At 72.5% G+C, this 12,250-nt stretch carries 11 protein-coding genes and 1 riboswitch; of the genes, 9 read left to right on the plus strand and 2 right to left on the minus strand.

Features of this window, described 5'->3' with window-relative positions; all coding sequences use genetic code 11:
• Positions 1-284 precede the first annotated feature (284 nt).
• Together OG900_11985 and OG900_11990 are read left to right on the plus strand one after the other, a co-directional pair.
• Positions 285-1,451, plus strand: a complete 1,167-nt coding sequence (locus OG900_11985) for a cysteine desulfurase (protein ID WUH90744.1) — start codon at positions 285-287, stop codon at positions 1,449-1,451.
• A gap of 68 nt (positions 1,452-1,519) precedes the next feature.
• Positions 1,520-3,019, plus strand: coding sequence for a DUF885 domain-containing protein (locus tag OG900_11990; GenBank protein ID WUH90745.1), 1,500 nt, complete (start codon positions 1,520-1,522; stop codon positions 3,017-3,019).
• Positions 3,020-3,028: 9 nt separating this feature from the next.
• Here the strand turns inward: OG900_11990 and OG900_11995 are convergent, their stop codons facing one another.
• Both OG900_11995 and OG900_12000 read right to left on the minus strand, forming a co-directional pair.
• On the minus strand, positions 3,029-3,754 hold the full coding sequence (locus tag OG900_11995; GenBank protein WUH95720.1) for an enhanced serine sensitivity protein SseB C-terminal domain-containing protein: 726 nt from the start codon (positions 3,752-3,754) through the stop codon (positions 3,029-3,031).
• Between the two features lie 211 nt (positions 3,755-3,965).
• On the minus strand, positions 3,966-4,715 hold the full coding sequence (locus tag OG900_12000) for an enhanced serine sensitivity protein SseB (GenBank protein WUH90746.1): 750 nt from the start codon (positions 4,713-4,715) through the stop codon (positions 3,966-3,968).
• 123 nt (positions 4,716-4,838) lie between these two features.
• Positions 4,839-4,940, plus strand: a riboswitch (glycine riboswitch).
• 195 nt (positions 4,941-5,135) lie between these two features.
• Here OG900_12000 and gcvT point away from each other — a divergent pair.
• The 7 genes from gcvT to OG900_12035 all read left to right on the plus strand — a co-directional run bounded on the left by gcvT (position 5,136) and on the right by OG900_12035 (position 12,179).
• Positions 5,136-6,266, plus strand: coding sequence for a glycine cleavage system aminomethyltransferase GcvT (gene gcvT / locus OG900_12005; GenBank protein WUH95721.1), 1,131 nt, complete (start codon positions 5,136-5,138; stop codon positions 6,264-6,266).
• A 90-nt stretch (positions 6,267-6,356) separates the two neighbouring features.
• A complete protein-coding gene (gene gcvH, locus OG900_12010) occupies positions 6,357-6,737 on the plus strand; it encodes a glycine cleavage system protein GcvH (protein ID WUH90747.1) in 381 nt (126 codons plus the stop codon).
• A gap of 35 nt (positions 6,738-6,772) precedes the next feature.
• A complete protein-coding gene (locus tag OG900_12015) occupies positions 6,773-8,038 on the plus strand; it encodes a serine hydroxymethyltransferase (GenBank protein WUH90748.1) in 1,266 nt (421 codons plus the stop codon).
• A gap of 103 nt (positions 8,039-8,141) precedes the next feature.
• The gene (locus OG900_12020; GenBank protein ID WUH90749.1) at positions 8,142-9,509 is read left to right on the plus strand and encodes an L-serine ammonia-lyase; all 1,368 of its coding nucleotides are present in this window, start codon (positions 8,142-8,144) and stop codon (positions 9,507-9,509) included.
• A 265-nt stretch (positions 9,510-9,774) separates the two neighbouring features.
• On the plus strand, positions 9,775-10,551 hold the full coding sequence (locus OG900_12025; protein WUH90750.1) for a class I SAM-dependent methyltransferase: 777 nt from the start codon (positions 9,775-9,777) through the stop codon (positions 10,549-10,551).
• 176 nt (positions 10,552-10,727) lie between these two features.
• Positions 10,728-11,708, plus strand: a complete 981-nt coding sequence (locus OG900_12030) for a ricin-type beta-trefoil lectin domain protein (protein WUH90751.1) — start codon at positions 10,728-10,730, stop codon at positions 11,706-11,708.
• Between the two features lie 135 nt (positions 11,709-11,843).
• A complete protein-coding gene (locus tag OG900_12035) occupies positions 11,844-12,179 on the plus strand; it encodes a YbaB/EbfC family nucleoid-associated protein (GenBank protein ID WUH90752.1) in 336 nt (111 codons plus the stop codon).
• Positions 12,180-12,250 lie beyond the last annotated feature (71 nt).

Raw genomic sequence — 12,250 nt, forward strand, 5'->3', positions numbered from 1 at the left:
GTGCGGTCCTTTGCTTGGCTGCCGCTGCGTCTGGGCTTGGCGCGCCGTTCCTCGCGTCCCTGGTGGGTGCCCTCTGCCGGAGGGTGGGCGTTTTCAGGGGTACGGGGGATGGGCGGCCGGGCGGGTGGGGCACGTGTGAAAGCGGGTGGGAAGGGGCAACCCCTCAGGAGGTGCGCGCGGAAGGCGGGGCGGGGCGTTCACCGGGGGGAAGTCCGGGCCAGGGTCCGGAGGGGGTGCGTGTAGGGGGTCGGGGTGACCCCCGCGGAACGTAGAATCGGGGGATCATGGCCTACTTCGATCACGCCGCCACCACGCCCATGCTCCCGGAGGCGGTCGAGGCGATGACCGCCCACCTGACCGTGACGGGCAATGCTTCCGCGCTGCACGCGGCGGGCCGCCGTGCCCGGCGGACCGTCGAGGAGTCGCGGGAAGCCCTGGCGGCGGCGCTGGGCGCGCGCCCGAGCGAGATCGTGTTCACCGGCGGCGGCACGGAGTCGGACAACCTGGCCGTGAAGGGCCTGTTCTGGTCCCGCCGGGCGGCGGACCCGCGCAGGGTCCGGGTGTTGGCCAGCCCGGTGGAGCATCACGCGGTGCTGGACGCGGTCCACTGGCTGGCCGAGCACGAGGGCGCCGTCGTGGAGTGGCTGCCGGTCGACGCGTACGGCAGGGTGCAGCCCGAGGCGCTGCGCGCTGCGCTGGAGGGCGGGGCCGAGGACGTGGCCCTGGTCACCGTCATGTGGGCGAACAACGAGGTGGGCACGATCCTCCCGGTCCCCGCCCTCGCGGAGGTGTGCGCCGAGTTCGGTGTGCCGATGCACTCCGACGCGGTGCAGGCCTTCGGGCTGACGGAACTCGACTTCGCGGCCAGCGGCCTGGACGCGATGACGGTGACCGGGCACAAGGTCGGCGGCCCGTACGGGATCGGCGCGCTGGTGCTGCGCAGGGACGACACCCCGGTGCCGCTGCTGCACGGCGGCGACCAGGAGCGCAGCAGGTCGGGCACCCTCGATGTGCCGGCGATCGCGGCCTTCGCGGCGGCCGGGACGCTCGCCGCGGAGAGGCGGGAGGAGTTTGCCGCCGCGGTCGGAGTGCTGCGCGACGAGCTGGTGCGCGGCATACGTGCCGCGGTGCCCGACGCGATTCTCAACGGCGACCCCGCCCCCGAGGGCCGGATCGCCGCGAACGCGCACTTCACCTTCCCCGGCTGCGAGGGCGACGCCCTCCTGCTGCTGCTGGACGCCCAGGGCATCGCCTGCTCGACCGGCTCGGCATGTACCGCGGGTGTGGCGCAGCCGAGCCATGTGCTGCTGGCGATGGGCCGGTCCGCCTCCCATGCGCGGGCGACGCTGCGCTTCTCCCTCGGCCACACCACGACCCCTGACGAGGTCGCGGAAGTGGTGCGGGCGATCGGCCCCGCGGTCGCCCGCGCGAGGACCGCGGGCCAGACCTGACGTAGCGCGCGTGCCGGACCTGATGCCCCCGGGCAGACGTACGGCGGGCACGACGCTACGGTCATGGGATGGATGATCGGCTGCGCGCGGTGTGCGACCTGATGATGCCCACCGTCCGGGAGATGGCCGGGCTGCACGAATACGACGGCCGTGTGCAGGACCTCTCCCCCGACGGGATCCGCGGCGCGCTGGCCGCGGTCGACGGGGCGAGGCGCGCGTCCGCGCCGCTGGACGACGCGCACGACGAGGCGCATCTGGCGATCTTCGAGGACTCGCTGCGGGTGCAGTACGGGGAGCTGGAGATGCACCGGCGCGACCCGTACCCGCATCTGTCGAATCTCGAACTCGCCTGCTATGACCGGGAGTATGCGCGCCGCAAGGTACGTGCCGGCGCCCGGCATAAACATCTGGCGCAGTGGCCCGACGCGGTGGACGCGGCGCTGGCCTCGCTGGACCGGGTGAGTGCCCCGGTGGCCGCCGCGCTGCTGGGCTCGGCGCACGGGCTGGCCGCCGACGTCCACGAGGACCAGGGCGACACCGAGGCGGCGGCGATCGCCGCGCACCGCCGGCTGGTCGCCCACCTGGAGGACGCCGCCGTCAACGGCGACCCGGACCCGCGGCTGGGCGGCCCCGCCCTGGCCGCGCTGATGGGTGCGCAGGAGGGCCTGCACGTGGATCTGACGGCGCTGGCCGACGCCGCGGACAAGGAGCGGGTGCGGCTGGGCGAGCTGCTCGCCGACTCGTGCCGCGCGCTGGACCGGGAGCGGTCGGTGGACGAGCTGATCCCCGAACTGCTGGCCGACCACCCCACCGCCGACGGTGTCATCCCGGAGGCGGCGCGGCTCACCGAGGAGGTCATCGCCTTCACCCGCGAGCGCCGCCTCGCGCCGTATCTGGACGGCGAGTGCCTGGTCGGTCCCGCCCCGCCGTCGCGCCGCTGGGCGATGGCGATGATGACCTGGGCGGGTCCGGGAGAGCCGGAGTCGCCGTCCTGGTACCACGTGACGCCGCCGGAGCCCGACTGGCCCGCGCAGGAGCGGGAGGAGTGGCTGACGGTCTTCAGCCGTACGAGCCTGCCGTCGATCACCGTGCACGAGGTCGCGCCGGGCCACTTCGCGCACGGGAGGGCGCTGCGGCACGCGACCAGCCCGGTCCGGCGGGTCCTGCACAGCCTGTCCTTCTGCGAGGGCTGGGCACATTACGTGGAGGAGGTCTGCCTCGACGAGGGCTTCCGCGCCCGCGACCCGCGGTTCGCCATCGGTGTCGCCCTGGAGGCGCTGGTCCGGGTGACCCGGCTGACCTGCGCGATCGGCATGCACACCGGCGCCATGGACGTGGCCGAGGCCACCCGGCACTTCATGCGGTACGCCCACCTCGCCCCCGTGGGGGCGGCCTCGGAGGCCAGGCGCGGCACTTTCGACGCCGGATACGGCCGCTACACCTGGGGCAAGCTGGAGATCAGGCGGGCCCGCGCCCGTGCGGAGCGGTCGCCGTCCTTCACTCTGCCGGGCTTCCACGCCGAGCTGCTGGCCCTGGGCGCCCCGCCGCTGGGCCTGCTCAAGACGTAGCCGCCGGGGTCAGTACGTGCGCGGCGGCTGTCCCCAGGCCGGCGGCCCGGAGAAGGCCTCGCGGTCGAAGAAGGGCTGCGCGTTGGCGCGGAGCCACATGGCGACGGAGTCGTACGCGTCGGCCATGGCGACCGTGGAGATGGACAGCCCTTCCGGCACCCCCGCGGCCGCCTGCTGCATCATCAGGCGGACCGATTCGACGGCCTGGGGCGAGGAGTCGTAGACCTCGACGCCGATCGCGAGGTAGGGCTCGCCCACGGCCGGCTGGATCCAGGCCTGGCGCAGGGCCCGCACCGCGGGGGTGCGGTGCGCGGCTGTGGCGAGCAGGGCGTAGAACTGCGGGATCTGCAGCGACGGTTCGCCTATCTGCAGCGGGCCCGCGGGCAGCAGGTCGAGGCCGCCGGCGATCCTGCGCAGGTCGGGCCAGGGGATGCCGACGCCGCCGCCGTTGGCGTGCGGATTGAGCCAGAGCCCGCAGTGCTCGGGGAAGAGGCTGCGGGCGATGTCCCGCCCGGTGACGATCTCGTGGTCGCGGTTCCAGCCGCTGACGGACAGTTCCTTGGGCGAGGTGCAGCAGGGCGCGTAGCGCTGGCCGCTGACCTCCATGGACGCGTATTGCGCGTCGGGCGCCCCCGGCGTGCCCTGCCAGAGCAGCATCCAGACCTGGCCGTCGGCCAGCGACGCGAGCAGGTTCTCGTATGCGTCGAAGCGGCCGGGCGCCACCTGGAGCAGCATCTGCTCCACATGGCCGGCCGCCGCGCCGCCTTGCGCGCCCGCGATCACGTGGGACCGCCCCTTTCCCGTCGTTCGGTGTTCCGCCATCAAACCAGGTCGACTGTTCCCGGTGGAATGCTGACCGACTCAAGCGGCGCCGGCTAAATGGCACGTATACGGCGGGTATACACAAGCGCCCCGCCAGGCACGCGGGTTGGCCCCGGCGTGCGGCTCAGTCCCGGCTGTAGAACGGTCGCACGGTCTCCAGCATCCAGTCCCCCACCGGGTCCTGGGCGATGTCGAGCAGGATCAGGTGCACCGGCCAGGGCAGCGGCGCCGCGCCCAGGGCGCGGCCGAGCGCGTCCATGGCGGCGGACCTGTCCTGGTCCTGCCAGCCGTCGAGTTCGACGCCGACGAAGAGCGCGGGCGGGTCCTCCTCGACCGCGGCCATGGCGCGGCGGGCGCTGAGCACCACGGGGGTGACGGCGTATTCGGCGGCGGCGACGGCCAGGAAGTCCACCGGCTCGTCGTCGGGCGCCGGCTCCCACAGCCGCACCCTGGCGCCGCTGGGGCTCTGCTCGCCGTATGCCCCGGGCTGCCCGGTGCGGCACAGTTGGGCGACGGCCTCGGGCGGCAGCGGCACTCCGACGGCGCCGCCGGGATTGACGGCGATGCCGACCAGCGGGGGCAGTCCGCGGGCGAATTCCCTCACCGGCGCGACCGTGCAGGACATGCCTTCCGCGGCCTGCCGGAACTGCTGCTCGGAGCTGAAGACCGGCACATAGGGCGCACCGCCCAGCTCCAGGGTGGGCAGGTCGAGGCCGCCGCCTCCCGGCAGGTCTCCGTTGGGCAGCGGCACCCACACATGGGAGCGGCCGAGGACTTCGAGCAGCCGGGGGGTCGCCGCGGGATTGCCGAGGCTCGCCGCGAGCACTTCCTCCAGCTCGTTCGCCGGCCATATGTACGGTGCCGGATTCTCCATGTCCACCCTTGTCCGCGCCTGTGCCACCGTCGCCGCCCGTGTCCTGACCGGAAACACTAGCGGCTGAGCGCTCGGGGTGCCCGAGCATGCAATGATGGCGGCACAATACGCATACCGGCCGTTGGAGGCCGCGCGGGAGAGTTCCGGCCCCTGTCACCAGGTGTCGGGCGCCGAAGGAGCAAGTCCTCCCTTGAATCTCTCAGGCACAGATACCGCGCGGGCGAGGCAGATCTGAAAAGCGGGCGGGCCGTCGACACCGGTCCCGCCCCACCCAAGGTGCAAACCGCGGCCCGCAGGGGTCACGGTGAACCTCTCAGGTTCCGATGACAGATGGGGAGGCCGGGGTCCTAGCCCCGGCCGCAGTGTCCCCGTCCGCCGCCTTTGGGAGCCCTTTCGATGAGTGAACCGTCGAACCAGCCGCTGAGCGCACCGCCCGCCGCGTCCCCGCGCCGTACCGCCCTCGACGCGGTGCACCGCGCCCTCGGTGCGACCATGACCGACTTCGCGGGCTGGGACATGCCGCTGCGCTACGGCAGCGAGCGCGACGAGCACCAGGCCGTACGCACCAGGGCGGGGCTCTTCGACCTCTCGCACATGGGCGAGATCACGGTGACCGGTCCGCAGGCCGGGCAGGCGCTGGACCACGCCCTGGTCGGCCACCTGTCGGCGCTCGCGGTCGGCAAGGCCCGCTACACGATGATCTGCGCGCCGGACGGCGGCATCCTGGACGACCTGATCGTCTACCGGCTCGCCGAGCAGCGCTACCTGGTCGTCGCCAACGCCTCCAACGCGCAGACGGTGCTCGACACGGTCGCGCTGCGCGCGGCGGGATTCGACGCGCAGGTGACCGACGACCGGGACGCCTACGCGCTGCTGGCCGTGCAGGGCCCGGCCGCGCCCGGCATCCTCAAGGCGGTCACCGAGGCGGACCTGGACGGGCTGCGCTATTACGCCGGGCTGCCGGGGACCGTCGCGGGGGTGTCCGCGCTGATCGCCAGGACCGGTTACACGGGCGAGGACGGCTTCGAGCTTTTCGTGGCCCCCGCCGACGCCGAGCGGCTGTGGCAGGCGCTGCTTACGGCGGGCGCCGACGCCGGTCTGGTGCCGTGCGGGCTGTCGTGCCGCGACACGCTGCGCCTGGAGGCCGGGATGCCGCTGTACGGGCACGAGCTGACCGCGAAGGTCACGCCCTTCGACGCGGGGCTCGGGCGGGTCGTGAAGTTCGACAAGCCCGGTGACTTCGTCGGCCGGGAGGCGCTGACCGCGGCCGCGGCCAGGGCCGCCGACATCCCGCCGCGCAAGCTGGTCGGGCTGATCGCCGAGGGCCGCCGGGTGCCGCGCGCGGGCTACACGGTCACCGACGCGTCCGGCGCGGTGATCGGCGAGGTCACCTCGGGCGCCCCGTCGCCCACCCTCGGCGTGCCGGTCGCCATGGCGTACGTGGACGCCGCCCATGCCGCGCCCGGCACCGAGGGGGTCGCGGTCGACATCCGCGGCAGCCGCGAGCCGTACCGTGTCGTGGCGCTGCCCTTTTACCAGCGCGAGCGCTGAGACCCCGAAGTTTTCCACAGAAGGCGGCTTGTCCACAGGCTGCCGCGTCGGCTTCGCCATCACCTCTTCGCATCCGGGAGAATTTCCGTCATGAGCATCAATCCTGAGCAGCTGCGTTACAGCAAGGAGCACGAGTGGCTCACCGACCCCGAGGACGGCGCCTCGACCGTGGGCATCACCTCGCATGCCGCCGACGCGCTCGGTGACGTCGTCTTCGTCCAGCTCCCCGAGGTGGGCGCGACGGTGACCGCGGGCGAGAGCTGCGGCGAGCTGGAGTCCACCAAGTCCGTCAGCGAGCTGTACGCCCCGGTGTCCGGTGAGGTCACCGAGGTCAACCAGGACGTCGTCGACGACCCGTCGCTGGTCAATTCCGCGCCGTTCGAGGGCGGCTGGCTGTTCAAGGTGAAGGTCTCGGACGAGGGCGCGGACCTGCTGACCGCGGCCGAGTACGACGCCTTCATCGCGGCCTGAGCCCTCGTCCCCGCCCGCCACACCAGGAAGATCCCATGTCGCTCCTGAATCAGTCACTGCACGACTTCGACCCCGAGGTCGCCGCCGAGGTCGACGCCGAACTGCACCGCCAGCAGTCCACGCTGGAGATGATCGCCTCGGAGAATTTCGCCCCGGTGGCGGTTCTGGAGGCCCAGGGCTCGGTGCTGACCAACAAGTACGCCGAGGGCTACCCCGGCCGCCGGTATTACGGCGGCTGCGAGCATGTCGACGTCATCGAGCAGCTGGCCATCGACCGGGTCAAGGCGCTCTTCGGCGCCGAGGCCGCCAACGTCCAGCCGCACTCGGGCGCGCAGGCGAACGCGGCGGCGATGTTCGCGCTGCTCAAGCCGGGCGACACCATCCTCGGCCTGGACCTGGCGCACGGCGGTCACCTGACGCACGGCATGAAGATCAACTTCTCCGGCAAGCTCTACAAGGTCGCCGCCTACCACGTCGACGGCGACACCGGCCTGGTCGACATGGCCGAGGTCGAGCGGCTCGCCAAGGAGCACCGGCCGCAGCTGATCATCGCCGGCTGGTCGGCGTATCCGCGGCAGCTGGACTTCGCCGCCTTCCGGCGGATCGCCGACGGGGTCGGCGCGTATCTGATGGTCGACATGGCGCATTTCGCCGGCCTTGTCGCGGCCGGGCTGCACCCCTCGCCCGTGCCGCACGCGCATGTGGTCACCACCACGACGCACAAGACGCTCGGCGGCCCGCGCGGCGGCATCATCCTGTCCACCGCCGACCTGGCCAAGAAGATCAACACCGCGGTCTTCCCCGGCCAGCAGGGCGGCCCGCTGGAGCATGTCATCGCCGGCAAGGCCGTCGCCTTCAAGGCCGCGGCCACCGACGAATTCCGCGACCGCCAGACCCGTACGCTGGAGGGGGCGAAGATCCTGGCGGAAAGGCTCGGGCGGGACGACCTCGCCGCCGCGGGTGTCGCCGTGCTGTCGGGCGGCACGGACGTGCACCTGGTGCTGGTCGACCTGCGCGCCTCGGCGCTCGACGGCCAGCAGGCCGAGGACCGGCTGCACGGCATCGGCATCACCGTGAACCGCAACGCGATCCCGAACGACCCGCGGCCGCCCATGGTGACCTCGGGCCTGCGGATCGGCACACCGGCGCTGGCCACCCGGGGCTTCGGCGCCGAGGCCTTCCGCGAGGTCGCCGACATCATCGCGACGGCGCTGCAGCCGGCCTTCGACGCGGACGCGCTCCGCGCGAGGGTCACCGCGCTCGCCGAGCGCCACCCGCTGTATCCGACGCTCGCGTCATGAACTGCTCCGCGGTGTGCGGCACCCCCCCCCGCCGCACACCGCGGAGCGCCCGGCACCACCCCGCGGACAACGGCGTCCGCGGTCAACCTGGAGCACTGAACGCATGGCAATCTCCGTATTCGACCTCTTCTCCGTCGGCATAGGCCCCTCCAGCTCCCACACGGTGGGACCGATGCGGGCCGCCCGGATATTCGCGCAGCGGTTGAAGACCGAGGATCTGCTCACCCGTACGGCGGCGCTCAAAGCCGAGCTCTTCGGGTCGCTGGGCGCGACCGGCCACGGCCACGGCACCCCCAAGGCGGTGCTGCTGGGCCTGGCCGGTCACTCCCCCCGTACGGTCGACGTCGAAGCGGTGGACGCCGAGGTCGCCGCCGTCCACGCGGACAAGCGCCTGACGCTGCTCGGCGCGCACGACGTGGCCTTCGACCCGGCCACCGACCTGGTGCTGCACCGCCGCCGCTCGCTGCCCTACCACGCCAACGGCATGACGCTGTCCGCCTTCGACGCCGCGGGCGAACCGCTGCTGGCCAAGACGTACTACAGCGTCGGCGGCGGCTTCGTCGTCGACGAGGACGCGATCGGCGCGGACCGGATCAAGCTGGACGACACGGTGCTGCGCCACCCCTTCCGCACCGGGGACGAGCTGCTGCGGCTGTCCAGGGAGACCGGCCTGTCGATCTCCGCGCTGATGCTGGAGAACGAGAAGGCCTGGCGCACCGAGGCCGAGATCCGCGCGGGCCTGCTGGAGATCTGGCAGGTGATGCGGGAGTGCGTGCAGCGCGGCATGACCCGCGAGGGCATCCTGCCCGGCGGCCTCAAGGTCCGCCGCAGGGCCGCCACCACGGCCCGCCAACTGCGCGCCGAGGGCGACGCGGCGGCACACGCGATGGAGTGGATCACCCTCTACGCGATGGCGGTCAACGAGGAGAACGCCGCCGGCGGCCGGGTCGTCACCGCCCCCACCAACGGCGCGGCCGGCATCATCCCGGCCGTCCTGCACTACTACCGGGAGTTCGTCCCCGGCGCCGACGACGACGGCGTCGTCCGCTTCCTCCTCGCGGCCGGCGCGATCGGCATGCTCTTCAAGGAGAACGCGTCGATCTCCGGCGCCGAGGTCGGCTGCCAGGGCGAGGTCGGCTCCGCCTGCTCCATGGCCGCCGGCGGCCTCGCCGAGATCCTCGGCGGCACCCCCGAGCAGGTGGAGAATGCCGCCGAGATCGGTATGGAGCACAATCTCGGCCTGACCTGCGACCCGGTCGGCGGCCTGGTCCAGATCCCCTGCATCGAGCGCAACGGCATGGCCGCGGTCAAGGCGGTGACCGCCGCCAAGATGGCGATGCGCGGCGACGGCCGCCACCACGTGTCCCTGGACAAGGTCATCAAGACGATGAAGGAGACCGGCGCCGACATGAAGGTCAAGTACAAGGAGACCGCCCGCGGCGGCCTCGCGGTCAACGTCATCGAGTGCTGACCGTCTCGTGCCGCGTCAGGCAGCGTTCGCCCTGGGGCGGTGCCGGAGAACTCGTCGAAACGGTCTCCCGGCCGCAGCCGAGGATGGCCCCGTTCCGGCTCTTGACGGCCGGCTGGGCGGACGCGGAGCAGGGGCCGGGGCCGGGGGGCCCGTCGGCGGCGTCCGGGGCTCGCAGCAGCCCGTTCCAGCCCTGGCCATACAACCTCTGACCTGGTCTTCTGTCGTTCTCGCTCCTACGATCGACACCGGTCGAAAGGGGGGCCGGATGGACCGGACCGTACGCACCGTCGAGGACGTTCTCGCGCTCCTGGACGGGCTCTTCGCATCTGAGTCCGAGGCCGGCCGCTTGGCGACGGGCGACGGCAAGGACTTCTGGGACCGCTTCTACGCCGACCGGTCGAGGCCGGTCCCGTTCTTCGCGACGAAGCCGGACGAGAACCTGGCCGCTTACCTCGCTCAGGGCCTGATCGCCCCCGGCCGGGCCCTGGACCTGGGATGCGGGCCCGGACGCAACGCCTTGTACCTCGCATCGCACGGCTTCGGGGTGGACGCCGTCGACCTCTCCCCGGTGGCCGTCGCCTGGGGCGAGGACCGGGCCCGCGAGGCCGGAGTCGACGTCCGCTTCCTGTGCGGTGACGCTTTCGCCCTCCCCGCCGCCGAGTTGAGCGGCCCCTACGACCTGGTCGTCGACTCGGGGTGCTTCCACCACCTGCCGCCCCACCGCCGCGTCAGCTACCTGGCCCTCCTCGACCGGGTCCTCGCCCCCGGCGGCCACCTCGCACTCACCAGCTTCGCCGCCGGCGGAGCCGGAATGGGGTCGGAACTCACGGACACCGACCTCTACCGCGAACGCGATCTGCGGGGCGGCCTCGCCTACACCCCGGAGTCGCTGCGCTGGATCTTCTCCGACCTGGCGGAGGTGGAACTGCGCCGCATGCGGGAGGAGCCCCCTGAGTCAGCGCTGTTCGGCGTGGCCTTCCTGTGGACCGCGTTGTTCCGTCGGGGTGTGACCCCCTGTCACGACGGGGCCGACGTGGTCTGATGCGGCGTTAGCCCTGACCTGCGAATCCTCGTCTTCAGCGCTGTCGGAGCCGAACGCCCCCTGCCGCCGGACACCCATAAGGTGATCGTCGCTTTCCGTGCATCCCCCGGTCATGGAGCCGCGCAGGCGCGATGGCATGCTTGCCCCTGCAGTTTTCCAGACCCACAGGAGACAATGTGCCGCCCCAGCCCAAGCAGCAGCAGGACCCGGCCCTGCTGGACGGAGCGTCCTCGCGCTTCGCCACCGCGTTCACACGGCGGACGACACAGACTCGCGACGGTGGGGACGCGAGACCACGGCCGTGGGCGTGGCCGGCGGGCGCCGTCGCCGTCACCGTCTGCGTGCTCCTGATCGTGTTCGCCGTCTCGAAGATCCCGTCCGGATCCGACGCCGAGAACACGGCGAAACCCGCGCCCACCGCCACCAAGTCCGCGCTCCCGCCCAACCCGTCGTCCTCCCCCCGTTCGCGGGTCGGCTCGTCCGCACCCGGCCGGCCGGATAAACCGGGCAGCCCCGGGCACAAGGGCGGCGACACGGCCGCACACAACGGTGCGGCAGCCGGCGGCACCCCGAGCAGCCCCTCCACCGGGACCGGCTCCGCCCAGCAGCCCACCGGCTCCCCGACCGGCTCCGCCCATGAGCCCTCCGACTCCCCGACCGGCTCCACCCAGCAGTTCTCCGGCTCCAACCAGTCGAACGGTTCGGGCACTTCCGGCGGGCAGGCCTCGACCGGGGACACGCGGCAGCCGACCACCACCACGTACCCGGGTGTCTCCGTCTACAGCCACGCCAGCGGCCGCTGCGTCACCGCCGGCGGCTCCCAGAACACCAAGGCCAAGGACGGCACCCGCCTGGTGATCTGGAGCTGCGTGGGCGGTTCGTGGCAGAAGATCGACTTCCGGTCCGACGGCACCGCTCGGATGTTCGGCCTGTGCATGGACATCGCCTGGGCCTCCTCGAACGACGGCGCCGCCATCCAGCTCGCCAACTGCAACGGCGGATGGGCCCAGCAGTTCAAGCTCAACAGCGCCCACGACCTGGTGAACACCCAGATCGGCAAGTGCGTCGACGTCACCGACGGGGGGAGCGCCAACGGCACCGTTCTCCAGCTGTGGAGCTGCGGCGGCACCGACAACCAGAAGTGGAGCAAGTCCTGAGCCGGAGCGGTACACCGGGCGACCCGGCCCGGTGAGCCCGCACGTCGGGCGCGACCCCGTCCTCCCGGACGGGGTCGACGCACTTTCACCGTCCGCCACGGGCAGGGCGGAACCCCACACGATCGGAACACGGACATGGACCTTGACGACGGCCTCGACATGGACGAGCTGCTGGCCAGAGCCCGGAGGGTGCAGCAGGACATGACCCGGGCCCACGAGGAGCTCCGCGCGGCACACGTCCAGGGAACGGCGGGCGGCGGCGCGGTGAGGGCGGCGGTCGACGGCAGGGGGGAGCTCCAGGAGCTGGTGATCTCCTCGGCCGTCGCCGATCCGGGCAACGCACAGGGCCTGGCCGACCTGATCGTCTCCGCGGTCCGGGACGCCCAGCGGGCCCTGGTGGCCCAGAACGAGGAGCGCCTGCGGCCCGTGCTCAAGGCGCTCAAGACGGAACTCGGGGGCTTCGCGGGCTGACGGGACCCGGTCCGCCCTGGACACCGGGGCCGCGGAACGCCGGAGAACCGTACCGCGGCCCCGCCGCCGTC

The organism is Streptomyces sp. NBC_00433 (genome assembly GCA_036015235.1).
In the GTDB taxonomy this organism is placed as follows: domain Bacteria; phylum Actinomycetota; class Actinomycetes; order Streptomycetales; family Streptomycetaceae; genus Actinacidiphila.

What these genes read in the sequence shown, in the direction of transcription:
- OG900_11985 (WUH90744.1), top strand. Translation starts at nt 285, where the DNA reads ATGGCCTACTTCGATCACGCCGCCACCACGCCCATGCTCCCGGAGGCG.
- OG900_11990 (WUH90745.1), top strand. Translation starts at nt 1,520, where the DNA reads ATGGATGATCGGCTGCGCGCGGTGTGCGACCTGATGATGCCCACCGTC.
- OG900_11995 (WUH95720.1), bottom strand. Translation starts at nt 3,754, where the DNA reads ATGCTGCTCCAGGTGGCGCCCGGCCGCTTCGACGCATACGAGAACCTG.
- OG900_12000 (WUH90746.1), bottom strand. Translation starts at nt 4,715, where the DNA reads ATGGAGAATCCGGCACCGTACATATGGCCGGCGAACGAGCTGGAGGAA.
- gcvH (WUH90747.1), top strand. Translation starts at nt 6,357, where the DNA reads ATGAGCATCAATCCTGAGCAGCTGCGTTACAGCAAGGAGCACGAGTGG.
- OG900_12015 (WUH90748.1), top strand. Translation starts at nt 6,773, where the DNA reads ATGTCGCTCCTGAATCAGTCACTGCACGACTTCGACCCCGAGGTCGCC.
- OG900_12020 (WUH90749.1), top strand. Translation starts at nt 8,142, where the DNA reads ATGGCAATCTCCGTATTCGACCTCTTCTCCGTCGGCATAGGCCCCTCC.
- OG900_12025 (WUH90750.1), top strand. Translation starts at nt 9,775, where the DNA reads ATGGACCGGACCGTACGCACCGTCGAGGACGTTCTCGCGCTCCTGGAC.
- OG900_12035 (WUH90752.1), top strand. Translation starts at nt 11,844, where the DNA reads ATGGACCTTGACGACGGCCTCGACATGGACGAGCTGCTGGCCAGAGCC.